This is a genomic window from Pseudomonas fluorescens NCIMB 11764 (assembly GCF_000293885.2).
Classification (GTDB): domain Bacteria; phylum Pseudomonadota; class Gammaproteobacteria; order Pseudomonadales; family Pseudomonadaceae; genus Aquipseudomonas; species Aquipseudomonas fluorescens_B.
In genome coordinates this window covers 3,936,634-3,962,596 of sequence record NZ_CP010945.1, presented here as the reverse complement: position 1 = coordinate 3,962,596, position 25,963 = coordinate 3,936,634, and the positions used below count along the sequence as shown (strand labels likewise).

The 25,963-nt window shown below is 59.3% G+C and carries 24 protein-coding genes and 1 pseudogene; 11 read left to right on the top strand and 14 right to left on the bottom strand.

The annotated features are described in order from the left end of the window. Positions 1-107 precede the first annotated feature (107 nt). A complete protein-coding gene (locus B723_RS18295) occupies positions 108-2,495 on the top strand; it encodes a DUF3772 domain-containing protein (protein WP_017338093.1) in 2,388 nt (795 codons plus the stop codon). Position 2,496: 1 nt separating this feature from the next. Here B723_RS18295 and B723_RS18290 read toward each other — a convergent pair whose 3' ends face one another. The 4 genes from B723_RS18290 to B723_RS18275 all read right to left on the bottom strand — a co-directional run bounded on the left by B723_RS18290 (position 2,497) and on the right by B723_RS18275 (position 6,092). Further along, entirely contained in the window at positions 2,497-3,987 is a 1,491-nt protein-coding gene (locus tag B723_RS18290) for an aldehyde dehydrogenase family protein (protein WP_017338092.1), read from the bottom strand. A 47-nt stretch (positions 3,988-4,034) separates the two neighbouring features. Next, on the bottom strand, positions 4,035-4,424 hold the full coding sequence (locus B723_RS18285) for a c-type cytochrome (RefSeq protein WP_017338091.1): 390 nt from the start codon (positions 4,422-4,424) through the stop codon (positions 4,035-4,037). A 214-nt stretch (positions 4,425-4,638) separates the two neighbouring features. Continuing rightward, entirely contained in the window at positions 4,639-5,349 is a 711-nt protein-coding gene (locus B723_RS18280; RefSeq protein ID WP_017338090.1) for an AAA family ATPase, read from the bottom strand. Beyond that, positions 5,349-6,092, bottom strand: a complete 744-nt coding sequence (locus tag B723_RS18275) for a hypothetical protein (RefSeq protein WP_031318746.1) — start codon at positions 6,090-6,092, stop codon at positions 5,349-5,351. The genes B723_RS18280 and B723_RS18275 overlap by 1 nt, the downstream gene beginning before the upstream one ends. Before the next feature lie 1,239 nt (positions 6,093-7,331). Here B723_RS18275 and B723_RS18270 point away from each other — a divergent pair. From B723_RS18270 to B723_RS34140, 3 genes and pseudogenes are all read left to right on the top strand, one after another. Then, positions 7,332-8,654 (top strand): hypothetical protein, encoded by a 1,323-nt coding sequence (locus tag B723_RS18270; RefSeq protein WP_017338088.1) that lies wholly within the window; start codon positions 7,332-7,334, stop codon positions 8,652-8,654. A gap of 53 nt (positions 8,655-8,707) precedes the next feature. After that, a pseudogene (locus tag B723_RS34145) lies at positions 8,708-9,976 on the top strand (HAMP domain-containing protein); the annotation flags it as partial. Between the two features lie 93 nt (positions 9,977-10,069). Next, positions 10,070-10,834, top strand: coding sequence for a methyl-accepting chemotaxis protein (locus B723_RS34140; protein WP_425311822.1), 765 nt, complete (start codon positions 10,070-10,072; stop codon positions 10,832-10,834). A gap of 83 nt (positions 10,835-10,917) precedes the next feature. On the opposite strand, the gene hpaC is transcribed toward B723_RS34140, so the two are convergent. Next, positions 10,918-11,430, bottom strand: coding sequence for a 4-hydroxyphenylacetate 3-monooxygenase, reductase component (gene hpaC, locus B723_RS18260; protein WP_017338086.1), 513 nt, complete (start codon positions 11,428-11,430; stop codon positions 10,918-10,920). Between the two features lie 261 nt (positions 11,431-11,691). On the opposite strand from hpaC, the gene B723_RS18255 reads away from it, so the two are divergent. Next, positions 11,692-12,321 (top strand): response regulator transcription factor, encoded by a 630-nt coding sequence (locus B723_RS18255; RefSeq protein WP_017338085.1) that lies wholly within the window; start codon positions 11,692-11,694, stop codon positions 12,319-12,321. Positions 12,322-12,356: 35 nt separating this feature from the next. Here B723_RS18255 and feaR read toward each other — a convergent pair whose 3' ends face one another. From feaR to B723_RS18210, 9 genes are all read right to left on the bottom strand, one after another. Further along, positions 12,357-13,277: a transcriptional regulator FeaR gene (feaR, locus tag B723_RS18250; protein ID WP_017338084.1), complete on the bottom strand. Its 921-nt coding sequence runs from the start codon at positions 13,275-13,277 to the stop codon at positions 12,357-12,359. 153 nt (positions 13,278-13,430) lie between these two features. After that, positions 13,431-14,378 carry a PDR/VanB family oxidoreductase gene (locus tag B723_RS18245; RefSeq protein WP_017338083.1) on the bottom strand — a complete coding sequence of 316 codons (948 nt, stop codon included), beginning with the start codon at positions 14,376-14,378 and terminating at the stop codon, positions 13,431-13,433. A gap of 199 nt (positions 14,379-14,577) precedes the next feature. Beyond that, positions 14,578-15,318 carry an SDR family NAD(P)-dependent oxidoreductase gene (locus B723_RS18240; protein WP_017338082.1) on the bottom strand — a complete coding sequence of 247 codons (741 nt, stop codon included), beginning with the start codon at positions 15,316-15,318 and terminating at the stop codon, positions 14,578-14,580. Between the two features lie 11 nt (positions 15,319-15,329). Next, on the bottom strand, positions 15,330-15,830 hold the full coding sequence (locus B723_RS18235; protein ID WP_017338081.1) for an aromatic-ring-hydroxylating dioxygenase subunit beta: 501 nt from the start codon (positions 15,828-15,830) through the stop codon (positions 15,330-15,332). Further along, positions 15,827-17,110, bottom strand: a complete 1,284-nt coding sequence (locus tag B723_RS18230; RefSeq protein WP_017338080.1) for an aromatic ring-hydroxylating oxygenase subunit alpha — start codon at positions 17,108-17,110, stop codon at positions 15,827-15,829. Before B723_RS18230 ends, B723_RS18235 begins: the two co-directional genes overlap by 4 nt. Before the next feature lie 22 nt (positions 17,111-17,132). Next, entirely contained in the window at positions 17,133-18,281 is a 1,149-nt protein-coding gene (locus B723_RS18225) for an amidase (RefSeq protein WP_017338079.1), read from the bottom strand. After that, positions 18,278-18,763, bottom strand: coding sequence for a nuclear transport factor 2 family protein (locus B723_RS18220; protein WP_017338078.1), 486 nt, complete (start codon positions 18,761-18,763; stop codon positions 18,278-18,280). The genes B723_RS18225 and B723_RS18220 overlap by 4 nt, the downstream gene beginning before the upstream one ends. 3 nt (positions 18,764-18,766) lie before the next feature. Further along, on the bottom strand, positions 18,767-19,138 hold the full coding sequence (locus B723_RS18215) for a hypothetical protein (protein ID WP_008033901.1): 372 nt from the start codon (positions 19,136-19,138) through the stop codon (positions 18,767-18,769). A 26-nt stretch (positions 19,139-19,164) separates the two neighbouring features. Further along, entirely contained in the window at positions 19,165-20,328 is a 1,164-nt protein-coding gene (locus B723_RS18210) for an acyl-CoA dehydrogenase family protein (protein ID WP_017338077.1), read from the bottom strand. Between the two features lie 225 nt (positions 20,329-20,553). On the opposite strand from B723_RS18210, the gene B723_RS18205 reads away from it, so the two are divergent. The 6 genes from B723_RS18205 to B723_RS18180 all read left to right on the top strand — a co-directional run bounded on the left by B723_RS18205 (position 20,554) and on the right by B723_RS18180 (position 25,799). Further along, a complete protein-coding gene (locus tag B723_RS18205; protein ID WP_017338076.1) occupies positions 20,554-22,035 on the top strand; it encodes a PAS domain-containing sensor histidine kinase in 1,482 nt (493 codons plus the stop codon). A gap of 275 nt (positions 22,036-22,310) precedes the next feature. Then, positions 22,311-23,459: an amine dehydrogenase large subunit gene (locus tag B723_RS18200; RefSeq protein WP_017338075.1), complete on the top strand. Its 1,149-nt coding sequence runs from the start codon at positions 22,311-22,313 to the stop codon at positions 23,457-23,459. A gap of 13 nt (positions 23,460-23,472) precedes the next feature. Beyond that, on the top strand, positions 23,473-24,012 hold the full coding sequence (locus tag B723_RS18195) for a MauE/DoxX family redox-associated membrane protein (RefSeq protein WP_017338074.1): 540 nt from the start codon (positions 23,473-23,475) through the stop codon (positions 24,010-24,012). 3 nt (positions 24,013-24,015) lie between these two features. Beyond that, positions 24,016-24,636: a methylamine dehydrogenase accessory protein MauD gene (gene mauD / locus B723_RS18190; RefSeq protein WP_017338073.1), complete on the top strand. Its 621-nt coding sequence runs from the start codon at positions 24,016-24,018 to the stop codon at positions 24,634-24,636. Positions 24,637-24,655: 19 nt separating this feature from the next. After that, complete coding sequence (locus tag B723_RS18185) at positions 24,656-25,177, top strand: methylamine dehydrogenase light chain (protein ID WP_008079640.1); 522 nt, start codon at positions 24,656-24,658, stop codon at positions 25,175-25,177. Positions 25,178-25,277: 100 nt separating this feature from the next. Next, positions 25,278-25,799 carry a hypothetical protein gene (locus B723_RS18180; RefSeq protein ID WP_031318741.1) on the top strand — a complete coding sequence of 174 codons (522 nt, stop codon included), beginning with the start codon at positions 25,278-25,280 and terminating at the stop codon, positions 25,797-25,799. The last annotated feature ends 164 nt before the right edge of the window (positions 25,800-25,963 follow it).

The window sequence follows — 25,963 nt, the reverse complement described above, 5'->3', positions numbered from 1 at the left end:
CCTGCCCCTCGCCCAGCGGGGGGCAGGCGACCAAACTATTCCTCGAAGGTTTACCTGATGACCTAACCTCATAGGCTGAATGACTAACAATAGAGTCAGGCACTCCTATGCGTCATGCACTGAAAGCCATGATTTTCGTCGCTTTCACGCTTTTCGGGGCGGGACCCGGAATGCTGTCGGCGGCGGACCAACCCGAGATTTCAATGCCCAGGGCGGGCGCTGCGACCCTCACCGTTTCCCCAAGCGATCTCCAGACCCTGCAGGTTCGGCTCGACAACCTCAAACAGCAGATCTCGCTGGTCGATAACTTCAACCAGCTGGAAGGCCCGCAAGACCTGGTCCAGATGTTCATGCTGGATGTCGATCGCCTCACCGCCTCACTGCTTCCGCTACAAACCCAACTGCGTACACAACTGGGCGTGTTGGGGCCTGTCCCCCTTGACGAAGGTGCGGCCGAACAATCCGATATCACCGCGCAGCGAACAGCGCTCACCGAACAAAAAAACAAAGTCGACGCCACCCTGAAAACCCTGGCCACTCTGAAAACCAGTGCCTCCGACCTCATTACCCAGATCGCCGGCATCCGTCGCAACATGCTGGAAAGCGAACTGACCCTGAGCACCCGCAGCATCCTTAACCCCGACTTCTGGTCGCCGGTCCTGGCCCCTTCGCTGGACGATCGACTGCGCGCCAAAACGTTCTTCGACCAGGCGACAGCGGTCACCCGAGCCGCGTGGCAACCGGGCCTGCGCCTCACAACCAGCGCGCTGCTGTTGTTGGCCCTGCTCATCTGGACGCTGGGTCGCCGGCTCGCCGAACGCGGGCTGACCTGGCTGTGCATTCACCGGATGCCGGAAGGACGCCTGCGCCGAAGTTCCCTCGCGCTGGCCTCTGTACTGGCCACCGTATTGACCGTCGGGGTCGCCCTGCAACTGCTGTTTTATACCTTCACACGCCAGACTCCGCTGACGCCGATGCTGACTACATTTTCCCAGGAGTTCGAAAAAGTCGCCTACACCTGCGTCCTGATCACCTCGCTGAGTCGCGCCCTGTTATCCACGAAGCACCCGTCCTGGCGACTTCCGGCGCTCGCCGACCCGGTGGCGCTGTCACTGGAACCTTATCCCCGAGCGCTGGCCGTGGTGCTGTTGGTGCTGATGACAATGAACCAGATCATCAACGCAACCGGGATGAGCAGCGAAGTGGTGCTCGCCGGTCGCGGCATCATCGCGCTGGTGATTTGTTTTGTCCTGCTGGACATGTTGTTGCGCACCAGCAAGGTCCGAAGGGCCGTCGTGCTCGCGGGAGAGGCCCCCGAGGCAGGCAGGACGGTGGCTGGCGTGCTTTACACAATCGCCAGCCTCTCGATGGGGATAACACTGTTATCTCTGTTGACAGGGTATGTGTCCCTGGCCCGGTTCATCACGTATGAACTGGTCTGGGGCTTCCTCGTGCTCTGCGGCTTTTATGTGCTGATGCAATGCTTCAAGGATGCCTGCGAATTCCTGTTCTCGGTCAAAAGTTCCAGCGGCAAGTCGCTGAAACAACTGCTGGGCATTGAAGATCGGCGCCTGGAACAGATTTCGACCATCCTGTCAGGGGTCGGCCGCGCCGGTCTGTTGCTGCTGGCGATCGTCATCCTGTTTGTAGGGGGGGTCGGCACGACCCTGGGGCAATTGCTCGACAACGTCTTTTCCATCCTTGGCGGGGCCGGGTTGCGCAAGCTGAACATCATCCCGGGGCACTTGCTCAATGCTGCACTGGCCTTGTTGATCGGCATTTACCTGATACGCACGCTGGGCCGCTGGCTGGACAAGGAGTTTCTGCCAAAGACCGAAATGGACCCGGGCATGCGTGCTTCGATCACCACACTGTTCGCCAATATCGGCTATGCGTTGGTGATCCTGATGGCGCTGTCATCATTGGGTGTGCAGTGGACCAACCTGGCCTGGATCGTCAGCGCGTTGTCGGTGGGGATAGGCTTTGGCTTGCAGGAGATCGTCAAGAATTTCGTGTCCGGCCTGATCCTGCTGACCGAACGCCCGGTGAAGGTCGGCGACCTGATCAGCATCAGCGGGGTCGAAGGCGACATCCGCCGGATCAACGTGCGGGCCACCGAAATCCAGCTCAGTGACCGCTCGATTGTCATCGTGCCCAATTCGCAGCTGATCTCGCAAAACCTGCGCAACGTAACCCTGGGCGGTAGCGCCCAAGGGGTGGCGACACTGGAACTCACCTTCCCCCTGGACATCGACCCCGAACAGGTGAAAGACCTGCTCTACAACACCTACTGCGAGCACGAAACCATTCTCGACAAACCGGCACCGATGGTGCGCTTCAGCAAACTGACGCCCGAAGGCATCACCCTGACCGTCACCGGCTATGTCGGCAGCCCGCGCATTGTCGGCGTGACCAAGAGCGACCTGCTGTTCGAGATTCTCAAGCGCCTGGGTGCCGCGGGCATCGAACTGGCGAAGCCGGCACCCGCGGTGTGAATCAGTGGGCAATGCACACTGATTTCAGCTCGGTGTACGCTTCGATCACTGCACGCCCGAACTCGCGGCCCATGCCGGATTGCTTGACGCCACCGAACGGCATCGCCGGGTCGAGCAACACGTGGGCATTGACCCAGACAGTGCCGGCTTCGATGCGCGGCACCAGGTTCATGGCTTTGCCGAGGTCATTGGTCCACAGGCTGGCCGCCAGGCCGTAGCGGTTATCGTTGGCCAGGGCGATCACGGCGTCTTCATCGTCAAACGGCATCACCCCCAACACCGGACCGAACACTTCTTCGCGGGCGACCGTCATGCTGTGGTCGATGTCCGCCAGTATCGTCGGCTGCACATAGAAGCCCTCGCCTTCCAGCAACTCGCCACCGGACACCACGCGCGCACCTTCCCGGCGAGCCAGTTCGATGTGTTTGAGTACGCCTTGTTGCTGCTTGCGCGACACCAGCGGGTTGATCGCCGCTTCGCAGTTCATGCCCGCACCGATTGGCATGGCCGAGACCGCTGCCGCGAGCCCTTCGACGAATCTGTCGTGGATCGAGCGATGCACATAGAAGCGCGAAGCTGCCGCACAGACCTGGCCGTTGTTCAGCAGACCGCCGAGGATCGCGCCCTGAATGGCTTTGTCGATATCGGCATCGGCCAGCACGATCATCGGGTTTTTACCGCCGAGCTCCAGCGAGAAACGCGTCATGTTTGCCATGCACGCCACGCCGACACTTTTTCCGACAGCGGTCGAGCCAGTGAACGACACCTTGCTCACCAACGGATGCGCCGTCAGCACGCCGCCGACATTAGCGCCACCGCCGGTGACAACGTTGAACACGCCCGCCGGAATGCCGGCCTCCAGCGCCAGTTCGGCCAGGCGCATGGCGGTCAGCGGGGTTTCCATCGCCGGTTTGATGATCACCGTGCAACCGGTAGCCAGCGCGGGCATCAACTTCCAGGCCGCAATCAACAACGGGAAGTTCCACGGCACAATCCCGACCACCACACCCACCGGCTCACGCTTGGTGAACGCGGTGAATTTCGCCCCTGGCGGCAGCGGAATCGACACGTCAAAGGTCTGCCCTTCGATCTTGGTCGCCCAGCCGGACATGTAGCGCATGAACTCCACGGTGGCGTTCAGATCCAGCGCGCGCGCCATGTTGATCGATTTGCCCTGGCTCAGGGTTTCCAGCTGCGCCAGTTCTTCGGCATGCGCCTCAACCAGTGCGGTGAAGTTCAGCAGAATGCGTTCACGGTCTGCCGGACGCAGCCCCGACCACACGCCGGATTTGAAGGCTTTATGGGACGACTGCACGGCTTGCTCGACCACTTCCAGCGGCGCGTCCAGGGTTTCGCACAGGGTTTTGCCGGTGGCCGGGTTGACCACGGCAATGCTCGGCCCTTCGGCAAACACCCATTGGCCGTCAATGAAGCAGCCATGGCGGCGGTCAAGAAATGCAGCAACCTGCGGCAGGATTTCAACGTTGCTCATAAATCACCTTTGGTTCAGACGCATTGTTCAGCCGGATAACGGGCTGATTACTGTTGTTCTTTGAGGAAGCACACGACCGCCTGGCGATCGTCCGCCGATGCCAGGCCCATGTAAGGCATGTAGGTCCCCGGCACGAATGCCTGGGGTTGGGTGATGAGTTGCGCGATGTTCTCGGCCTGCCAGTCGATGTCCTTGTTGCGCATGGCCTGGGAATAGTTGAAGCCTTCCAGCGAGCCGGACTTGCGCCCGACCACACCCGCCAGGTTCGGTCCCATCATGCCTGTCATGCCCTTGGCCACTGAGTGGCAGACCGCGCACTCATTGGCGAAGACCTGGGCGCCATGGCCCTGATCCGGGGCGCAGTCGGCGGCATACGTGGTGTCAGCCAGGACGATAGAGAGCAGACCGATAAGAGGTAGTCGCAGGGAGGTAAACATAGGAAAACGACCTTGAAAAATCTGCGCATTCGCCAAATACGAACGCCAACACTAAAAACCGGGACAGGAACATCCCGGTTGGTTGAAAAGATTGTCTATGGTCGGCGTCACGCAGGTATTGCCCTGCGTGCCAGATGTTTTGGCTGTTCTGCCAAATCGCTTTAAAGTCTCGCTGGAATGCTGGAATGCTGGAAAGGGATAAATCGGCTGATCTTTAGACGGATTCAGCTGCTGCGTGGATAAAGGCTTGGTCCAACGAAGTTGCGTTATAACGACTCATGAAATCCTCACCTGAACAGAATGGTTTAAATTGTTTCTGACTGATCATGTAAAAACTGTCACAGTGACTCGCAACCTCTTCGATATTATGCGACGACATTAAAATCGCCGCCCCTTCACTTGCAGCCCCACGTAGACACTTCCAAATATAATGCCTGAACTCCGGATCCACGCCAGCGGTTGGCTCATCCAATACAACAAGATCCGCTTCCACGGCCAACAGTGAAAGAGTAAAGAACCACCGTTTCTCACCGTAACTACATACAGCAGATTTTTTATTCCAAATCTCTTTAAAACGCTCCACTATTTCGGGACTCCAAGAAGCTAGCTTTCCTAGCGCTTGCTCTTGCGACACAGGCCTGGCAGAACTGAGTAACGCTGTCATCTTGAAAATATCAAACATCCGCAGCACAGGTGGAGTAACTACTGTTTGCGAAAGATAAAGTTGACTGGAGAAGCCATTATTAAATTCACTCTTATCTACCTTCTTCAGACCAAAAACAATATCAAAAAAAGTGGTTTTCCCAGATCCATTTGGACCCAGCAAGCCGGTAATCACCCCCGGCAAAACATTCATAGAAGCATCCTTGAATATCACTTTATCAGAATAACTAAAACACAGTAATTTCGCTTCCAGAGCGTTCATTAATAACGACTCCATACTGGATTAATCCTCAAACAATGCAGCGAGAGCAAAAAAGCCAACACAAATGCCACCAACAGACAACACACAAACATCAAGTGACACTCAACCCCTTCAGTCATAATTTTGTTAGCGATAAATAGTGGATTTACAACATTAAGAGCTTCAACAATCGGGTGTGTACTACGAATACTAACCACACCCAAAACAAGCATTACAAACGAAGCAATCGAAAAGACAGTACCCGCATTCTGGAAATTTATAGGCAATAAACTCAATAGAATTCCGAGCACGCTAAACAGCACGTAGCACAAGAAAAAACGAAAAACAATTGACAAAAGTCCAGGAACATCAGAAGAACCGATAGAAAAATAAACCAACGCATAAAAGACACTACAATAAATGATAGCGATCAAGGAATAAGATAAAAATTGCGCCAGCATAAAAACTAGTTTTGCTTCAAATGTATATATGAAAGACCTGATAAAACCACTTTCCCTCCTCCCAACTATGTAAAAAGAAAAACCAAACAGAGCTACACTCGAAGAAATATACGCATAAAACCAGGAAGTACGTTCCCAGTAACCCACCCCTGAATCAACAACACCTCCTCGCAAATAGGCCAGCAAATAATATGTCGTTGCTGGAGAAACAATCATCCAAAAAAGCGCAACAGGCTCCTTCAATTGTTCTTTTACAAATAAAAGCATCAACATTACAGATCTTTTTATTATAGAAGATGACATCTTTAATCTCCTAAGGAAATGGAACCATTACTCTTTTTCGACCAGCCAATATCGAATCGAAAAACCTGCCGGAATATCTATTTTTGATATTTATATTCTTTGAGTTGTTCATATGAAGAAAAAAATCTGGAGAAATGATACTGGGAGTTTTCCATGTCGATAGTTTCAGTGTAAAGATAACCGTCGACTTCTTGAGCGCTCAGCACAGTCAAAAGCCCGCCCAAACTAAAATCAAATGTTGATTTCCTTGGGGCGCAACCACTGAATTTATCGAAGTTATCTCTTGAAACATCTCATACTTATGACAACCAATAAAATATCGTAAATACGAGTCTTCAACCTCCTCAACATCACCTTCCGTAGCAGCGAACAAATCCAAGAACCTATATGTTTGCCAAAGCTCATATATTGATTTCTCTAATGCCGACGCTAATGACCCTGCGTATGCCATTCCAGCACAATAATGCACATTCCGGCTTTCATCAGTCTGACCGTAAACTGTTAACAAACATGAGTCCGGATAGTCGCAATCCGATATATCTAACACATCCAATTCCCTGACTTAACAAGATTTTCATTATTTTTCACTCGCTATTTTAGGAAGTGCCTCCAGATGCTGGCGGCGCTTTATATTTATTCATTTTTTGGCCAGACAGCAAGGAGAGTTTTTTTGCATGTAGGACACTTCTCACGAGCCCCTAGGAAAGTTCTCGCAAAAAATAGAGAAGCCAATTCGATTCAACTAATGTTTAAGTTCAAACGAATTTATAACACCACTTTATAAGCTATTAAAAACCCTCGATTTACCCATCATAGATATTGGCGAAAACGGAGTAATGTTCGACTCGGGTATCTGTAGGAGCGTCGTAAGAAGTTTCCGCATTTTTCAAAACATTTGCTGATTACTCGAGTTTTTTTCAAAAAAAAAATCGACAAACGGTAGCGATAACCAGAGTAGTTATTATTGATAGCCGGGTGGTTGTGATGCTTGGTTCGCCGCGCAATTTTGGGCTCGGCACTTAAGTCGGAGGTCATGGCTCACGCTCTGTGTGGATACCTTTGGCAACTCCACTCGAGGGTGTAAACAAACGTGAAACAGCCTGTCAGGTGCCCCCTTCCTAAAATCTGGCATGCACAACCAACTAATTGGCAACCACACAAAAGGCCGGAAAAGTTCCGCGCCTTAGTATCGAAAAAGACCGCAAACCTGCGCTCAAGAACAAGAACGGATGCCACACCATGCTCAAGTCCCCCTTGCTTCGTCTCTCTACGCTTGCTCTGATGATCAGTGCTGGCCATGCCAGCGCGTATGAACTCTACGCCGATGACGACAGTCACCTGAACGCCACGCTGGAAGCGGTATTCGGTATTTTCCACAGTCAGGAAAACTACGCGCTGTCCGGCCGTCTCGATCAGGGTTCTTCTTCGTGGCGCGAAGGCTACGTCAAATATGGCCTGAGCTTCGACAAGGGCCTGGCCGGTATGGGCACCGCGTACGGCGCGGCCAATATGCTCAGCTCCGGCACCTGGGGCGACGGCGATGCCGCGGGTTTCACCGACGGTTCGGAACGCACCACCAAATTCGAAGATGCCTACCTCGGTTGGCGTTCGGGCAAGCTGTTCGACGTGTTGGGTGAGGATGGCGTCGACCTGTCCTTCGGCCGTCAGAACATCGTGGTCGGTGATGGCTTCCTGATTAATGGTGACGCGCTCAACCTGGGCAACGGCCTGGCCGACGGCGAATTCAACCGCGGAGGCGCTTACTGGCTGGCGGCGCGCAAGGCGTTCGACGAGACGGCCGTGTTGCGCATTGGAGGCAAGGAAGGTTGGCGTGGCGACCTGATGTGGCTGAAATCGGACAACCGCGCCCAAGCCATGACCGAGATGTATGTCGGCACCCTGGAACACGTGTCCGATGTCGGCACCGTCGGTTTGACTTACATCGACACCACCGATATCGACGAACAGTACGCCTCGCCGATTCAACTCGAACGCGACGGCATGAAAACCTACAGCCTGCGCGCTACCGGCAATGCCGGGGTCAAGGACCTGTTCCTTTCCGGCGAATACGCCAAACAGGACAAGCCTCACACCTCGACCGAAGACGCCTGGTACCTGGAAGCCGGCTGGACCTTTTCCGACGTGGCCTGGTCGCCGTATGTCAGCTACCGCTACAGCCGTTTCTCGGAAGGCTACGACACGCTGTTCTACGGTTTCAGCCGTGGTTTCGGCACTTGGTTCCAGGGCGAAGTGGCGGGCAACTACGCCGGTCCGTTCAACGCCAACTCGCGGATCCAGAACGTCAAGTTCTCTGTCTCGCCACTGGAGAACCTGACGGTTGGCGCCCTGTACTTCAACTTCGACACCATCGACCGCAACCTCGGCAATACCGATGGCCACGAGGTTGATCTGTACGCCGAGTGGCACGTCAACGAGCACCTGAGCGTGATGCCGCTGATCGGTCTGTTCCAGCCGGACAAGAGCGCCGATCAGGGCGGCACGCAGTTGGGCAACAACGACAGGAACCTCTACAGCCAGGTGATTTTCGCCACCACTTTCTAAGCCAGACCGGGGCGGTGGCGCATCCGCTGCCCCGATGGAAAAAGGCCTTTCCAATGCACAAGAAATTCCTGACGATTCAGAGCAAGATCGCCCTCCTCGCCGGCCTCTGTCTGTTGTTGGTGGTGGGTTTGCTGATGGGTTTGTCGCTGTACCAGACCCATCAAAGCAGCCAGCAAGTGGCCCGGGCCAGCAGCGAAATGCTCGCCAATGCCGCCAGGGAACACATGCAGGCACTGGGCAAAGTGCAGGCGATGCAAGTGCAACGCACCTTCATGCAGACTCACGAATATGGCCAAGGGTTGTCGCGCTATCTGCTTTACCTCAGGCAGCTGCAACACCAGGGCAACCTGACCCGCCCACAACTGCGCCAGGCGCTGAGCACCCAGTTGCATCAGGCCCTGATCGACAAGCCCGACCTGCTCGGGCTTTATGTCATTTTCGAACCCGATGCCCTGGACGGTGCCGACGCCAGCTTCGTCGATCAGGCCGTCATGGGCAGCAACGAAACCGGGCGCTTTTCCCTGTACTGGGTGCAAAGCAAACCCGGCGAACTGCAAGCGGTGATCGGTGACGAAGCGCTGCTCGCCAACACCTCGCCCGGTCCCAGCGGCGCGCCGTACAACGCCTTCTACACCTGCGCCCGCGACAGCCGCAAAGCCTGCGTACTGGAGCCGTATTTCGACGAGGCGTCCGGCAGCCGCAAACTGGTGACCAGCATTGCGTTTCCGCTGATCGACAATGGCAAAGTCATCGCCGTGGTCGGCCTCGACATCAACCTCGCCGCCCTGCAACAGAACAGCGAAGCCAGTGCGCTCCAACTGTTCGATGGCAACGGGCAGATCAGCATCGTCAGCCCCCGTGGCGTGATCTCCGCCAACAGCCAGGACGTCAGTCGCCTCGGCCAGCCGCTGGAGAATGCCGAGGTCATGGACACCTTGCGTCAGGGCCAGCCGAAGGTGTTCGTCGACCGGCAACAGATCAACGTCCTCGAACCGCTGGCGCCAATTGCCGGTGCAGTGCCTTGGGGCGTCCTGGTCGGCGTGCCTCAGGATGTGCTGCTTGCGCCTGTCACCACGCTGCAAAAGGCACTGGACGCGCAAGGCGTGCAAAGCACGGCGCTGGAGTTGTTGCTGGGCGGCGGTTCGGCCCTGCTCGGGCTGGTGTTGATCTGGTACGCGGCCTATCGCATCACCCGGCCACTGCAATTACTGACGCGGGTCATGGAGGACATTTCCTTGGGCGAAGGCGATCTGACCCGACGGCTGGCCGTGCAATCACGGGATGAAATCGGCCAACTGGCAACCGCGTTCAACCGGTTTGTCGAGCGCATTCATCACTCGATCCGCGAAGTGTCTTCAGCGGCGACCGGCGTCAATGAAGGTGCCAAACGCGTGCTGCTGGCAACCCATTCATCGATGAGCAACTTCGACGAACAATCGATCCGAACCAACAGCGTGGCGGCGGCCATCAACGAACTGGGCGCCGCCGCCCAGGAAATCGCGACCAACGCCTCCGACGCCTCACAGCAAGCCTCCGCCGCGCGCCAACAAGCCGAAGACGGGCGTCAGGTGGTCGAGCGCACGATTCAGGTGATGAACGAACTGTCCGGAAAAATCAGTGCGTCGTGCGTCAACATCGAAGTGCTGAACAGTAAAACTGTGAACATCGGGCAGATCCTCGAAGTGATCAAGGGCATCTCTCAGCAGACCAACCTGCTGGCGCTCAACGCAGCGATCGAAGCGGCGCGGGCCGGTGAAGCAGGTCGTGGCTTTGCGGTGGTTGCCGATGAAGTGCGCAGCCTGGCCGGGCGCACGCAGACCTCGGCAGCGGAGATTCAACAGATGATCGAAGCGCTGCAAATCGGTGCGCGTGAATCGGTGACGACCATGACCGAGAGCCAGCAACACAGCGAGGAAAGCGTCAACATCGCCAACCTCGCCGGCAAGCGGCTGGGCAGCGTGACCCAGCGTATTGGCGAGATCGACAATGTGAACCAGTCGGTCGCTGCGGCGACTGAGGAACAGACGTCGGTGGTCGAGGCGTTGAACGTGGACATCACCGAGATCAACACACTGAACCAACAAGGGGTAGAGAACCTGCAATCGACGTTGCAGGCCTGTACCGAACTGGAGCGGGAGGTTGGGCGGTTGAATCAGTTGGTGGGGAGTTTTCGGATCTGAAATGAGCGTTGCCTGATCTTCCGCCATCGCGGGCAAGCCCTGTGGGAGCCTGGCTTGCCCGCAATGAACGATAACGCGGTCTCTCAGCAATGCGCTCCGGCATGCTCCAGCCGATGGAACAGCCGGTTGAAATACACCAGGCTATCCCCCTCTCCACGCACCCCGACCTTCGACAACTCCACAAACATCACCGAATGCGACCCCACCTCCTTGCACTCGCTGATGCGCCCTTCCAGCTGCACCAGCGCATCCCGCAGCACCGGCACGCCCGTGTCGCCACCGTCCCACAGATCCCAGGCGAAACGCTCTTCCATCGACACCTTGGTCATCCCGGCGAAGTGCCGGGCCAGCTCTTCCTGCTCGCCGCACAGCACGTTCACGCACAGCCGGCCGTTGGTGCGAAACACATCGTGGGTGGCGCTGTTGCGGTTGACGCACACCAGCACGGTCGGCGGCGAGTCCGTCACCGAGCACACGGCGCTGGCGGTGATGCCGCAGCGCCCTCCGGGGCCGTTGGTGGTGATGATGTTCACCGCCGCCGGCAACTGCGCCATGGCGTTGCGAAAGTCGATTTGCTGCTGGCTCAGTTCGGCCATGTCGGTGCCCCTTCCTTCATGAGGACCGCGCGTTCGCGGCCCGTAGGTGATGGAACAAGACTAAAGCCCGGCGCGGCGCGCAACCATTCTGACGAATCCCATGGCGAGGTGGGCTTTCCGCTAGTCGACTAGGTGGTTTCTTTATCGTCAGGGCCTGCCGCAATGGGTATTCTGCTGATGTGCGTCAACACAGGCGCCGATGTCCGCCGCAGCGTGCACGCGTGCGAAAACAATAATTAGAAATTCTCGTGGCGGTCCCTGATGGAAACCCGCAAGCCGATTGTTTATATCGTTGATGACGACAAGGATTTGCGCACGTCGCTGGCCTGGTTGCTGGAGTCGGTCAGCGTGCAGGCGCAGTGTTTTGCCGGCGCTGAAGAGTTCCTGAGTCAGTACGACCCCAGGCAACCGGCGTGCCTGGTGCTGGATGTGCGCATGCCGGAAACCAGTGGCTTTCAGCTGCAGGAAATCCTCAACCAGCGCGGCAGCACCCTGCCGACCATCTTCGTCTCCGCGCATGGCGACATTCCGATGTCGGTGACGGCGATGAAGAACGGTGCGCTGGATTTCGTTGAGAAGCCCTACAACCCGCAGCAAATGATTGACCGCATTCAGGCGGCGCTGAAGACAGCCGTGCATGCCCAGGCCGATCAGGAGCAACGCCAGCACCTGCAAAGCAAACTGGCCTTGCTGACCAGTCGTGAGCGGGAAGTGTTGATGCTGGTGATCGATGGCAAGGCGAGCAAGGTCATCGCCCGGGAGCTGAACATCAGCGTGAAAACCGTTGATGTGCACCGGACCAAGATCAAGGAAAAAATGGGCGTGACCAGCATTGCAATGCTGGTGCGTGAAGTGCTGCATTTGCCGGCGGAAGAGCCGGCGCGGCATTGAGGCGCTTCGGGGACTGTCAGAGCGCCATCACGCAATCAGTTCTGGCTATAACGCTTGCGGTACACCCCCGGCGACACGCCGAAACGCGACTTGAACGCCGACGAGAAGTAACTGGAATCAGAGAATCCCCAGGCATAACACAGCGCCGAAAGCTTCTGTTCAACGTTGGAGCGGCGCAGGTTCTCTGCGCAGAAATCCAGGCGCCGGTGCTTGATGTATTGCGCCACCACCAGGCCGCGCTTGGAGAACATCCGGTACAAACCCCGCACTGAAATCCCCACCTCCCGGGCGATCAGCTCGGGGCATAGCTCTTCGGCGCTGATGTGTTCGTCGATGTAGGCGATGATCTTGCGAAACTGCCGCTCGTGGGCATCGCCGCCGCTGTCGCGGGTGCTGATCCCCGGCAACAGCAGGCTGACCAGGGCATCGAGCACCGCTTCGCTCTCTTGCATGTCCAGGCCTTCCTGCTGCCGGGTGTCCATGACCAGTTTGTTGGCCATCGCTGCCAGTGGCGTGCTGGCCGCGATTCGGGTGGCGCAGTTGACCGCATTGAAATGCGAACCGCGCTCGACCACCTGACGCGGCAGGATCAGCGACAGCTGTCGGGAGTCCTCGTTATAGGTCATGTCACTTGGGCGACACGCATCGATCAGGGCGATGTCGCCCGCCCCCAGGCGAGCGCGATTTTCACCCTGCTCCAGCTGTGAACTGCCGCGCATCTGGAACACCGCGTAATAGTGGCCGTCGCGGCTGACGCTGACGTCTTTGCTGGTGCGATACAGGTGCACGTGCGCCATGTCGACCACACTGAGGTTGATGGCACCGCTGCGGTATTCCGCGAGCTCACCGTAGAAATCCGTATCCAGGGCCCTGGCATCGAAACGCCCACAGGCCTGGTTGACCTGGCTCAACCAGTTTTCGAACGCCTCATTGCGAACCGCCGAAGAAGTCATCATCACTGCAAAGCCTCACGCCTGTTTTATTTTTATTTTTCGACCGCTTCGTCGAGCGGTTCGGCAAATATTACGTACCTGGCTGTCTCCTCCGTTGACGGCCGCCAGAGCGCTATTCAACAGGCTCCGGCCCTGGGTTGCCAGCCTTCCCTTGCGTTAGATGTCCAATACCAGACGAGCGGAAACGGCCCGGGAAACGCAGGCGCAAATCTGCTTGTTGGACGCCTTCTCCTTGTTCGAGAGACAGTTGTCACGGTGTTCCGGTACGCCGTCCAGTACCTCGACGATGCACGTGCCGCAGATGCCTTCGCGGCATTCGGTGTCGATATCGCAACCGTGGGCCTGCAACACATCGACCAGACTGGCGTTGGCCGGGACCTGGAGCACCACGCCGGAACTGGCGAGCTCCACTTCGAATCCGCCGCTCGGACCGGCATTGGCCGACGGGTCGGCCTGGAAGTGTTCGAGGTGGATAGCGTCGTCAGACCGGCTGCGCGCCGCGACGTCCACCACTGTGTTCATGAACGGCGCAGGGCCGCAGGTGTAGACATGTGCGGCACTGCCCGCCTGGTTCAGGCATTCACTCAACGCGGCATCCATATCACCCGGCTCGAGTCCGTAGTGGAACTGCACATGCCCGGCGAACGTGCTCGCCAACAGCTCGGCAAACGCCGCGTACTGCGGCGAACGAGCAAAATAATGCAAGCGCCACGGCTGGCCCGTTTCCGCCAGCCGGTAGGCCATGCTCAGCAGCGGCGTGACGCCGATACCGGCTGCGCACAACACGTGCTCGGTGGCCGTCGGGTCGAGGCGGAACAGGTTGCGCGGCGCGCCCATTTCCAGCTCCATGCCCTCTTCCACCTCGTGCAGCGCCGCCGAGCCGCCCCGGGACTGCGCTTCTTTCTTCACCGCGACCAGATACGCACGACGGTCCTGGGGCGGACTGCACAGCGAATACTGGCGCGTGACCCCGGTCGGCCCGGTCAGGTCGACATGGGCACCGGGTTCATAGGCGTCGAGCGGCTGACCGTCACTGCGCACGAGGCGAAAGGAGCGGATATCCAGCGCTTCGTCGACGATCCTTTCGATCTTCACCTTCATCATTGCGTCACCTGAAATACGGTTGTTTTTATTAAGGAGCCTTTAAGTCGAACACGGACCTGTGGTCTGGGAGCCTCTGTGGCGAGGGAGCTTGCTCCCGCTGGGCTGCGAAGTGGCCCCGAATCTCGCAGTTTTTGCGACTGCTGCGCAGTCGAGCGGGAGCAAGCTCCCTCGCCACAACGGGCCGCGTCGCACCGAAAAATCAGCGCATGAACAACCCACCGTTGATGTCCCAACACGCGCCGGTTACCGAGGCCGCGTGATCGGCGATCAGCAGCAGGACCGTGTCGGCGATGAACCCGGGATCGCCGAGGGTGCCCGTCGGGATCATTTTCAGGATCTGTTCCAGACGCTCCGGCGCCACCGTTTCACGCACCACCGGCAAGTCCAGCGGCCCCGGCGAGAGACTGTTGACCGTCACCCCTTGCGGCGCCAGTTCACGGGCGAAGACTTTGGTCAGCGTCGCCACACCCCCCTTGGCCGCCGCGTAATGTGCGCCCGTGGCGGTGCCGCCGTTTTGCCCGGCAAGCGAGGCGATGTTGACGATGCGGCCGAACCCGCGCTCGGCAAAGTGCGCGCCGAACACCTGGCACGCGACAAACGTGCCGCGCAGGTTGATCGCCAGCGACTCATCGAACTCTTCCGGCGTGATGTCCATCAGTGCCGCCACTTTCGACACACCGGCGTTGTTCACCAGAATGTCGGTGCCGCCCCACCGCTCGGCGAGCACGTCGCGGGCACGGACAAAATCGGCTTTATTGCGCACGTCCAGTTCGATGGCGACGGCACTCGCGCCGCTGCCATCCAGCTGCGCCGCCAGACGTTGCACGCCGTCGAGGCGCACATCCGCCAGACCCACGCGATACCCCGCCGCGTGCAAACGACGGGCGATGCATTCGCCAAGACCGCGCGACGCGCCGGTGACCAAGGCTACTCGGTTCATGGTGTTGACCCTCACAGCAGGAAACCGAGCGCGCTCAGGCTGTCCGTGGAATTGATCAGGCGCACGACCTTGCGCTCCAGCTTCGCGACACCGTCGGTGAAGCGAATGCGATGGTTCAGGTCAGCCACGAACGGCGTGTGCACGCCGCGTTTGTAGGCGTACAGCAACTGCGCGGAATTCACGTCAACCACGTCCCCCGCCGCTTCCACCAGACGAAAGCGCGAAACGCTGCGCACGGTTTTCGCCGCGTCCACCGCCGACGGCGAGTAGCCGGCAGTCAAGCGTTCGATGCGCAAGTCACGCATGCGTGCATCGTCATAGGCGTAGTTGAGGCTGGCCTCGAAGTCTTCGGTGTCCGGGTCGATCGGCACGATGTAGCGGCCGTTGTCGCTCCACAATGTTGCCCATTCGGCGTAGCGCTTGTGATCGAGCAGTTCGGCTTCGCGCCAGATGAACTCGATGGCCTGGGCCAACGGGCCGGAAAAACCGTTCAGGGTGTCGTGATTGCTCATTGGCTCATCATCCTTTTCCACATGTCATAGGCACCGCGCATGCCGCCCTCATCGGTGGCGTGGCTGACCTTGTCACCGTTTTCAGCAATGATTTCGCGATTGAGGCCGCGGTTGACCAGAATCGGCGCATTGACGCCGGCGTACGAACCGCGCTGCACTCGGTCCCAGGCCTCGGCATCGTCCGGACTGCCGAAACCGAACGGACCCTGGAAATGCTCGTGAATACGCAAGCGTTCGCGGTTGGCGATTTCCGGAGCGCCATCCATGCCCAGCGCGACGTGACGGATCTCCGTCTCAGTCACCGAGACCGGACGCAGCACGCGGAAGAACGACATCGACATCGCGACGTTCGGGAACAGGTTCAGGTTGAAACCGGCGCCGTGCAGCGAACGGACGATGCGGCGTACTTGCGCAGGCTCCATGGTTTTCGACAGTTCTTCGGTGACGTGAGCGAAGCGTTCCTGCAATTGTTCGGTGCCGTCGTCGTGATCCAGATCGACGTGCTCCGGGACCATCACCATCACGCTGTGGCCATTGCCCAGCGAATGGGTGACGGCTTGCTCGTCGGTCATGAACGAGAGCATTTCCGAGGTTTCTTCGTCCACCGACGACATGAACGACTTGTGTACGATCGGGAAGTGATAGCCGTCCGTGGTGTTTTCCAGCTGGATCTTCCAGTTGCCCTTGAAGCTGAACCTGTGTTCGCCCTGAGTCTTGATCGGGTAACCGGCGCCCTGCTTCATGAACAGGTCCATCCAGTGTTTTGCACCGCCAAGGAAATCCACCAACGGCTCGATCTCGTCGTTGTAACTGGCGAAGACCATGCCGGCATAACTCTCCACGCGCAGGCGGGTGAGCGGCAGTTCGGATTTTTCCAGAATGCCTTCGTAGCCATCCGGATAAGGCAGCGCACGCAGTTTGCCGTCGAGGCCATACGACCAGCTGTGATATGGACAGGTGAAACCGGTGGCGTTGCCCTTGTGCTTTTCACACACCGTGGCGCCACGGTGCCGGCAGCGGTTTTCCAGGACGTTGATCTGGCCCTTCTTGTCGCGTACCACAATCACCGGGCGACGGCCGATGGTCGCGGTCTTGAAGTCGCCGCTGTTGCGCACTTCGCTTTCGTGGGCAACCCAGGCCCAGGTGCGGTAGAAAATCTTTTCCAGCTCGACTTCGAACAGTGCCGGGTCGTTGTACAGCGAAACGTCGACCCGGTCGTGGCTGACCAATTCGTCCGGGCTTTTCGATGATGCGATCAGCCGGTATTCATGAGTGCTCATGCGGTTCTCCTCATGGCTTTTCTTATGACTTCTTTTCAGGGGTTGGCCGCTCAAGGGCCATGCTCTGTTGCAACTGCGCACCGAAGGCGCAGACAAGCTCGTCCTGGCCTTTACGGCCCACAATCTGCAGGCCGACTTTCAGCCCGCCGCACTCCAGTTCCACCGGCACCGTCAGTGCCGGATGGCCGCTGAGGTTGAAAGGCCGAACCAGTGGCGTCATGCCGGCCACGGCTTTGCTCGCGCTGCGCGCTTCAATCAGCGTCGGTGGCAGGCTTGGCATCGTCGGTAACAACAGCACCGCAAACTCCTCCAGGGCGGCGTCCACTTGCTGAGTGAAACGTGCGCGAACTTTTTCAGCCTGCGCCAGCTCGGCGGCGTTGGTACGGCTGGCGGCCAACAGACGTTGCTCGACATCCGCGCCGATCAGGCCTTTACCGGTGAGGTGACCGAACGCGGCCCAGTTTTCGACGTTGATGACGGTCAGGCCGGCGGCAAACGCGGCCTCGAACTCGCTCAGGTGCAGGAGGCTGCGACGCCAGCCGGCACGGTCGGCGGCGGTGTCGAGGCAGGCTTGCAATAGCGGGTTGCAATCGACTTCAAGGAAACCGACTGACGCGCTACTCGTTGGCAAACCCTGAACCTGAAAGCCAGGGCAAATCACCTGCATCGCAGCAATCAAATCCGCCATGTCGGCAGCAAACGGCCCGACGCAATCAAGACTGGAAACCGCCGGATGGGCGCCGACCCGGCTGACCCGCCCGTATGTCGGCTTCAACCCGGCAATGCCGCAACATGCCGCCGGTACGCGAACCGAACCGCCCGTGTCGGTGCCAATGGCGATGTCCGCCAGACCAGCGGCGACGGCTGCGGCCGAACCGCTGGAGGAACCGCCCGGCACCCGGTCCGGCGCCTGCGGATTGATCGGGGTGCCGGTCCAGTCGTTGATGCCGGTGACGCCGAAGGCCAACTCGTGCAGGTTGGTTTTGCCGACGATTTGCCAGCCTGCATCGAGGATCGCGTCCACCACGTCGGCGTTGCGCACCGCCGGTTTGGCATCGGCAAATGCACGACTGCCCGAACGCGTCGGATGGCCGGCAATGTCGATCGAGTCTTTGATCGCGACCCGTTTGCCGCCACCACCGAGTCGAAATTCGCTGATAAACGTACTCATGCGCCCGGCTCCGAGGTGAAGAGGTCCGTGTTGAACAAGCGTTGCGTACGCAAATGCGCGATCAGCCAGGAGCCGTCGACACAGCGGAAATCGATATTCAACCGTGTGCCGAACAGCTCACTGCGGCCATCGGTGTAAGTGGATATCTGCTGCATGATCCACTGCCCTCGAGCCGTGTTGCCGTCGACCGTGATCGACTCGCTGGTGAGGTAATGCAGGTTCAGGCGAAAGTGCTCCGAGGGCGGCAAGTAACTGCCGACGAACGCCGCCACCGCATCACGCCCACGGTGCTGGCCGAAGGTCTGCGCGGTAACGCTGCCGATGCCTTCCCAGATCGCATCGATGCAGAACAACGCCGCCAACTCGCTGACTTGAGTCACCGCCCTCGGCACATCGCACAAGTCCATATAACGCGCCATCAAGCGACGCACCTGACTCTCCCCTTCGAGCGTCGCGAGACGCTGCAGCAAGGCCTCGTTCATGGCTTACACCCTGGCCGCATCTGGAATGGTCAGCGGGCGACCGATGCGCGCTTCTACCTTGGCGTAACGCCACAGGCTGTATTCGTTCACCGGTGTGGTGCGAAACAGGTTGCAGGCGTCGATCACCGACTGGTGGCAGTCGACGTCGGCCATGATGTAGACGGTCCACGGTGAGGTGGTGGACGGGCCGACCATCAGCCGGTCATCGTCCATCGCGCCGAGAACGGTAATCCCGGGCATGGCGCCGAGGGAGCCCATCATCTGGCTGAAACCCTTCCACACGCTCAGGCCTTCGCCGGTGGGCAGGTCAAAAAAATTCTGGGTGATACCGATGCAAAAGACGACGCGCAGAGGTTCTTGGGTGGTCTGGGACATGGGGGTTGATCCTTTGAATAATGGGTTCAGATGTAGCCAGGGAATGGCGGCACGCCGAGGAACACCGAGCCGGCGCCGTCGTACAGGCCTTCGCTGAGGAACGCGTGTTGGGTGACCACCATCGAATCGCGCAGGTAGCGCTGCAGCGGATGGCGCAGGTAAATCGCGGTGGTGCCGGCGAGGCTGTAAGCGCTCTGCACCACGGCCGCTCCGGCCTGGGAAACGTGGATCGCGCTGAGGCGCAACAGGCTGGTTTGTTCGGCGGTAACCGGGTTGCCGGCAAGGATCGAATGCCACACCTGCTCGGTGGCGCCGTAGAAGAAACCGCGCGCGGCGGCCAAACGCGCTTCGGCCTTGGCGATCTCGATGCGCACGTAGGCACGGTCGGCCATTTTCGGCGCGCCGGTGATGCCGCTGCCGGCCGCCATGCGGCTGACTTCATCGAGCGCGGCGCGGGCCAGGCCGAGGTTGACCACGGCCAGCACTTGCGCGGCGTAGGCAATCGAGGGGTAGCGGAACAGCGGCTCGTCGATGGTCGAAGCGCCGCCACGGATGAAGGTCCAGCGTTCATCGACGCGTTGGTCGGTGACGCGTAAATCGTGGCTGCCAGTGCCTTTGAGGCCGACCACGTCCCAGTTTTCGACGATGTCGACTTGATCGGCGCGCAAGACCGCGGTGCGTGGTTTGCCGCCGGCAGCGCCAATACCCACGCCGAGCAGGTCAGCGCCCTTGCAGCCGCTGGCGAATTTCCAGGTGCCGCTGACCTGCCAGCCGCCCTCGACGGTTTCGGCGGGTTGCAGCGGAAACAAGCCGCCGGCGAACACCAGGTCAGGACTTTTAGAGTAAATTTCAGCGAGGGTTTCTGGCGGCAATGCGGCGAGATAAACACCCGCACTGCCGAAGCTGGCCACCCAGCCGGCCGAGCCGTCGGCTTCGGAAATGCGTTCGATCATTCGCAGGAACAGCGCCGGCGCCAGGGCGTCACCGCCAAAGCATTTCGGCGTGGCGGCACGGTAGATGCCCACCTGCTTGAAGCGTTCGATCATGTCCCTCGGCACGTGGGAGCCGGTGTCGAATTCCTCACGACGCTGGCGCACTTCCTCCAGCACCTGCTCAAAGGCCTGGCTGTGGACGGTGTTCTCGTCGACGCCTGGCAGAGGGTCTTTCTCCGCGACAGCTGAACGCAGCATGGGCTTCTCTCCGTTTAATTGTTATTGGTCGGAGCCTGCCTGGCGGCGTGGCGACCGTTGATGGGCTCAGTGTAAAAACCGCATCGGGTCGCCACTATTGGTGCGTGTAGCCACTTGGCTAAAGAAATCCCCTAGCCCGCCCCCGGTTACTTCTGAGCGCATCCCCACGCGCAAGACGGTATAAAACGCCATACTTCCCTTTCACCGGTTCCTCTGGGCTGCGCGATGTACCTGCCAAAACCGCACGACTTTTTCACCCTCATCGAAGCCATGCCGTTGTGCATCATTCTTCACGACGCACAGAGCAAGGAGATTCTCTGGGCCAACGCCGCCGCCCTGAGCGCGCTCGGTTTCACCCTGGAAGAACTGACGCCGCTCAAAGCCCCGGACATGACCCGCGATGCGCCGAAGTACCGGCGCTCGGTGGGTTTGCGCTGGCTCGAAGGCGCCGCGCGCACGGGCCAGCGCGCCATCGAGTGGTGTTATCGCTCCAAGCAGGGGGTTGAAATTCTGTCCGAGGCGGTCGCCACACTGGTGCATCTGGAAGGGCGCGATGTGTTGATGGTGCAATTCCGCGACATTTCCAGGGAAGACAAGGTCAAGCGCGACCTCAAGCGTTTCGAGAGTCGGCTCAAGGCGTTCATGCAGGACCTGGCCGAAGGTGTTGCGGTGCTTGGTCCTGAGGGAGATATCCGTTTTATCAGCGACTCCGGCGCCCATTTGCTCAACAGCGAAGAGCACGCGCTGATCGGCGAAAATTTCCTGTCCTGGTGCGACGAGGAGTCACGCCAGCGCCTGTTGCAACAGTTGGCCAGCGAAACACCGGAACACGCACCGTTCAGCGTGCATTACCACGTGCAGCGCCGCGACGGTGAGTGGCGCTGGCATGAAGCGACCTGTCGTTTTATCGAAATCGAAGACGATCTGGTTGGCCATCTGCTGTTGTTTCGCGACGTCACCGAGCAAGTGCGCGCCGAAGAAGCGCGGCGCGTCAGCGAGCAAAAACTCGAGTACCTGGCCCGCTACAACGCCATGGGCGAAATGGCCGTGGCGATAGCCCATGAGCTGAGCCAGCCGCTGGCCGCCACCCGCAACTTCATCGAAGGCGCGATGATTCGCCTGAACAAAGAGCAAGCCACCGATCAGGGCGTCGCCTGGGGCTTGCAAAACGCCGTGCGGCAAATCGAGCATGCGTCGCTGATCATCAAGAGCGTGCGCGATTACGTGGTCAAGCTGGAGCAAAGCGAAGAGCTGATCGACCTCAATGCGTTGCTGCGCGAAACCCGTTACTTCATCAGCCTGCGCGCCGACCCGAGTCAGGTCCGCGTCGACATTGTCGCCAGCCCGGTGCCGCTGATGGTGAGCTGCGAAAAAGTGCTGATCGGTCAGGTCATTCTCAATCTGGCGTTCAACGCGATTGAAGAGATGAACGACTTGCCGGTCGAACGACGGGTGTTGCGGATTCAGGCCAGCGCCGAGAACCACCTGGCGCTGGTGCGCATCGAAGACTGCGGTCGCGGCATTCAGGCCCAGGCGCAAGAGAAGCTCTTCGACGGCTTCTTCTCCTCCAAGGTCAGCGGCAACGGCATCGGCCTGGCGCTGTGCAAAAACATCATCGGCCGCCACCGTGGCGATATCTGGGCGCAAAACCTTGAGCCCTGCGGCGCCGTGTTCACCTTCTCCCTTCCCCTCGCCACTCCCGCCTGACACTCGAAGACTCGCTACGACCAAAACCTGAGACAAGCACAAAACCTGTGGCGAGGGGTTTACCCCCTTGCCACAGGTTTTTCACCCGACTCCCGCGCCCAGTTGATCGGCAGTTTCTGCGATTTCGAAATGTGCTTCTTGAGACTGGCACAGACACACAAACACTTGGCAGCCACAGCAATTCACCCCCTCGGCCGGCGAGGCAGAATCGAACTGCAAAAATCTGCCAATGCACCCGCGATTTGCGTGAACAATAATTCAGGGAGTTCCCCCTAATGCGAGCCACCAGGATCACCGTACAGTCAGCGCTGAGTCTCAGCCTGCTGGTACTGGGTTTGAACAATGCCAGCGCGGATCTGCCCGCTGACACGATCGGCCAGACCGTTCTGGCATTTCCACCGGAAGTCCATCGCGCGTTCATCGTCGACGTCGAATTCGAAAGCTTCGTGGCCGGCCGCGTCACCGTGGTCGACCCCGACAAAAAACGCGTCCTCGGCATGGTACCCACCGGTTTTGCGGCGCCTTCGACGCTCAGCCACGATCAGAAAACCCTCTACAGCGCCGACATCTTTTACTCACGCGGCACCCGTGGCACACGCACGGATGTGTTGACCGCATGGGACAGCTCGACCCTGTCGCCGGCCTGGGAGCTGTTGATTCCGACCAAGCGCGCCGAGTCGCTGACCCAGCGCTACGGCTTGAAGACCAGCGGCGATGACCGCTTCGTCTACGTCTACAACTTCACGCCGTCGACTTCAGTGACCGTGGTCGACACCCAGGCCAAGTCCGTCGCCGCTGAACTGGCGATTCCGGGTTGCGTACTCAACTACCCGATCGGCAACCGCCGCTTCGCCTCGCTGTGCGGCGATGGCAGCCTGCAGGTGATCACGCTCAACGATCAGGGCCAGGAAACCGCGCGCAGCCGCACGCCGTTCTTCGACCCCAATGCTGAGAAGCTCAATGAGCGCGCGGTGAACATCGGCGACACCTATTACTTCACCACCACGACGGGCACGGTGCGCCCGGTGGATTTCTCTGCCGATGCACCGAAAATCCTGCCGGCGTGGTCACTGACCAGCGACGAGGAAAAGAAAGCCGGATGGGCGCCCGGTGGCTGGCAGCTGATGGCCGTCGCGCCAAAGCTGAACCGTTTGTACGTGCTGATGCACGACGCTCACGAACCGATGAAGTGGGAAGACCCGAGCCCGCTGATCTGGGCGTTTGATCTGAAAACCCACAAGAAGGTGGCGACGCTGGAAGCACCGGTACCGGTCTGGAGCATGCAAGCCACCGGCGACGACAAGCCGCTGCTGCTCGGCACGGACGTTGAAGGCGGCTTGCAGATTTTCGACCTCAAGACCAACACGCTCACTGGCAGCATGCCGAAAGTCGCCAAAACCGCGACTCAGGTCATGAGCTACTAAACGAGGTTCGGCCATGTATATCGATCCGATCTTCATCATTGCCAGCGCGCTCGCGATTGCGGTGTTGCTGGCCAGTGCCGCGACGCACAAGTTACGTGCACCGGCACGTTTTGCCAGGCAACTGGGCGACTACCAACTGCTGCCTGGCGCGATCGTGCGCCCTGTCGCCCGAGTCATTCCAGTGATTGAACTGGCGATTGCCTTTGCGCTGCTGGTGCCGGCCTGCCGTTCGTGGGCGGCGCTCAGTGCTGCCAGCCTGATCGCGCTCTACGCCGCGGCCATCGGCATCAACCTGTGGCGCGGTCGCGGCGACATCGACTGCGGTTGTGCCGGCCCGGACCAGGCGCAGCCATTGCGTCCGGTTCTGCTGTTGCGCAACAGCGCGCTGGTGGTCCTGGCGCTGCTGGCCAGCGTGTCGCCGGTCGCCCGTGACCTTGGTTTTTTCGACGGCTTCGTCACTGTCGCCGCCAGCGCCGTCGCGCTGCTGATTTACGCCGCAGCCGACGGCTTGCTGGCGAACTCCCCTCTTCTGCTCAAACTGATTGGTAGGTGATCAATGGAAGGCTTAATCGTTTCCAACGTTCTGCTCTGGGTACTGCTGGTGGCCGTGGCGTTTGTCGTCATGGGCCTGGTCCGGCAGATTGGTGTGCTGCACGGGCGTCTGGCCCCGGCCGGTGCGCTGATGGTCGACAAAGGCGTGGCAGTCAACGAAGCCGCGCCGCAAGTCACGGCTTCCGACCGTCACGGTCGCCCGGTCAACTTCGGCTATGCCGGTGAAAAATCCCAACTGCTGTTTTTCCTTTCGCCGACCTGCCCGATCTGCAAATCCCTGCTGCCGGCGATCAAGTCGATTGCCAGGGAACAGGCGAATCGCCTCGACGTGGTGTTCATCAGCGATGGTGACATGGACGCCCAGCAAGCGCTGATCCGCGAACACAAACTGGAAGACGCCACTTATGTGGTCGGGCCGGAAGTCGGCATGACCTATCAGATCGGCAAGCTGCCGTACGCCGCCCTGATCGACAAGACCGGCACCTTGCGCGCCAAAGGCCTGGTCAACTCCCGCGAGCACCTGGACAGCCTGTTCGAAGTCGAACACCTGAAAAGCGCCACGCTGCAGGAATACCTGAACAGCCAGCCGCACGCTCACGATCACAGCCACGGCCATAGCCACTGATTAAGGCAGGGAGACTTTTATGAAACTGCTGGATCTGTTATTCGAGCGCTCGACCCGTCGAGTGGCCGACACCACCTCGCGTCGCAAACTGCTGGCGCGCATGGGCTCCCTGATGGTCGCGGGCGCCGCGCTGCCCCTGCTGTTGCCGCTGGACCGCACCAGCAAAGCCCTGGCCGCGGACAACCCGAAGGCCGGTGACCCGGGTGATCCGAACAGTTGCGACTACTGGCGCTACTGCTCGATCGACGGTTTTCTGTGCAGCTGCTGCGGGGGGTCGGTGACGTCCTGCCCGCCGGGCACCGAAGCGTCGCAAGTCACCTGGATCGGCACGTGCCGCAACCCGGCCGACGGCAAGGACTACATCATTTCGTACAACGACTGCTGCGGTAAACAGAGCTGCGCCCAGTGCGCCTGCACCCGTAACGACAGTGAAGAACCGGCCTATCGCCCGTTCAACAACAACGATGTGAACTGGTGCCTGGCCGCCAAATCGCACATCTACCACTGCACCGTTTCGATCATTCGTGGCGTGGCGGTTTAACGCGCAGTTGCCGTCGATTGTTCGCGCAATCGGCGGTTTTTTTTTGGGTTTGTCGTTTTTTTTATTTGCGGTTACCGGCCATCAGCACAAGGTGTCTGTCATGCGTAAGTTGCTATTCCTCGGTCTTGCCTGCGTCATGGCTGCCCCGCTCGTACACGCCAGAGCCATCCCCGACCCGGCGCAGCGTCATGCGCCGGGTAATGAAGCGCTGCAGAAACCGATTGCCCAGGCCGGCTACAGCGTTGGCGTGAATTACCAATTGCAATGCGCCGGTTGCCACCTCGGCAACGGCATGGGCTCCCCCGCCAATGACACACCGCGGATGGCGGGATTTGTCGGCAACTTTCTCAAGGTGCCGGGCGGGCGCGAGTTTCTCGTGCGTGTTCCCGGCATGTCGCAGTCCGCGCTGGACAACGCGCAGCTGGCCGACTTGCTGAACTGGCTCATGCGTGCAGACGGCATGGCCGGCAAAAGCACACCTGCGGATTATCAACCTTACAGCGCGGAAGAAGTGGCGGCCCTACGCGCAAAAACCATGCTCAACCTTCCCGGCACCCGCGCCGAACTGATCCAGCAGATGCGTGCGCAAGGCATCGCCATTGAAGACGGGATGAATAACTGACAACGGTGTAACCGGACCGCCACGATGAAAACGGGGACCCCGGTTCCCGCCCTGCCGCTTGAGCCCTGCCCTGCGAGACGTCTGTCCCGCGCGAGTTACCGTCCCCAAGATTGCTGATCAGACAAGCCTGCGGTAGACACCGCGGAGGCGTCCCCCCGTGTTTG

Excerpts from the sequence above, each read along its gene's own strand:
- B723_RS18205 (WP_017338076.1), top strand. The coding sequence starts at position 20,554 with ATGTACCTGCCAAAACCGCACGACTTTTTCACCCTCATCGAAGCCATG.
- B723_RS18185 (WP_008079640.1), top strand. The coding sequence starts at position 24,656 with ATGAAACTGCTGGATCTGTTATTCGAGCGCTCGACCCGTCGAGTGGCC.
- B723_RS18215 (WP_008033901.1), bottom strand. The coding sequence starts at position 19,138 with ATGTCCCAGACCACCCAAGAACCTCTGCGCGTCGTCTTTTGCATCGGT.
- B723_RS18285 (WP_017338091.1), bottom strand. The coding sequence starts at position 4,424 with ATGTTTACCTCCCTGCGACTACCTCTTATCGGTCTGCTCTCTATCGTC.
- hpaC (WP_017338086.1), bottom strand. The coding sequence starts at position 11,430 with ATGGCCGAACTGAGCCAGCAGCAAATCGACTTTCGCAACGCCATGGCG.
- B723_RS18220 (WP_017338078.1), bottom strand. The coding sequence starts at position 18,763 with ATGAACGAGGCCTTGCTGCAGCGTCTCGCGACGCTCGAAGGGGAGAGT.
- B723_RS18225 (WP_017338079.1), bottom strand. The coding sequence starts at position 18,281 with ATGAGTACGTTTATCAGCGAATTTCGACTCGGTGGTGGCGGCAAACGG.
- B723_RS18235 (WP_017338081.1), bottom strand. The coding sequence starts at position 15,830 with ATGAGCAATCACGACACCCTGAACGGTTTTTCCGGCCCGTTGGCCCAG.
- B723_RS18210 (WP_017338077.1), bottom strand. The coding sequence starts at position 20,328 with ATGCTGCGTTCAGCTGTCGCGGAGAAAGACCCTCTGCCAGGCGTCGAC.
- B723_RS18270 (WP_017338088.1), top strand. The coding sequence starts at position 7,332 with ATGCTCAAGTCCCCCTTGCTTCGTCTCTCTACGCTTGCTCTGATGATC.
- B723_RS18255 (WP_017338085.1), top strand. The coding sequence starts at position 11,692 with ATGGAAACCCGCAAGCCGATTGTTTATATCGTTGATGACGACAAGGAT.
- B723_RS18290 (WP_017338092.1), bottom strand. The coding sequence starts at position 3,987 with ATGAGCAACGTTGAAATCCTGCCGCAGGTTGCTGCATTTCTTGACCGC.
- B723_RS18240 (WP_017338082.1), bottom strand. The coding sequence starts at position 15,318 with ATGAACCGAGTAGCCTTGGTCACCGGCGCGTCGCGCGGTCTTGGCGAA.
- B723_RS34140 (WP_425311822.1), top strand. The coding sequence starts at position 10,070 with ATGAGCAACTTCGACGAACAATCGATCCGAACCAACAGCGTGGCGGCG.
- feaR (WP_017338084.1), bottom strand. The coding sequence starts at position 13,277 with ATGATGACTTCTTCGGCGGTTCGCAATGAGGCGTTCGAAAACTGGTTG.
- B723_RS18195 (WP_017338074.1), top strand. The coding sequence starts at position 23,473 with ATGTATATCGATCCGATCTTCATCATTGCCAGCGCGCTCGCGATTGCG.
- B723_RS18280 (WP_017338090.1), bottom strand. The coding sequence starts at position 5,349 with ATGAACGCTCTGGAAGCGAAATTACTGTGTTTTAGTTATTCTGATAAA.
- B723_RS18295 (WP_017338093.1), top strand. The coding sequence starts at position 108 with ATGCGTCATGCACTGAAAGCCATGATTTTCGTCGCTTTCACGCTTTTC.
- B723_RS18230 (WP_017338080.1), bottom strand. The coding sequence starts at position 17,110 with ATGAGCACTCATGAATACCGGCTGATCGCATCATCGAAAAGCCCGGAC.
- B723_RS18275 (WP_031318746.1), bottom strand. The coding sequence starts at position 6,092 with ATGTCATCTTCTATAATAAAAAGATCTGTAATGTTGATGCTTTTATTT.
- B723_RS18180 (WP_031318741.1), top strand. The coding sequence starts at position 25,278 with ATGCGTAAGTTGCTATTCCTCGGTCTTGCCTGCGTCATGGCTGCCCCG.
- mauD (WP_017338073.1), top strand. The coding sequence starts at position 24,016 with ATGGAAGGCTTAATCGTTTCCAACGTTCTGCTCTGGGTACTGCTGGTG.
- B723_RS18245 (WP_017338083.1), bottom strand. The coding sequence starts at position 14,378 with ATGATGAAGGTGAAGATCGAAAGGATCGTCGACGAAGCGCTGGATATC.
- B723_RS18200 (WP_017338075.1), top strand. The coding sequence starts at position 22,311 with ATGCGAGCCACCAGGATCACCGTACAGTCAGCGCTGAGTCTCAGCCTG.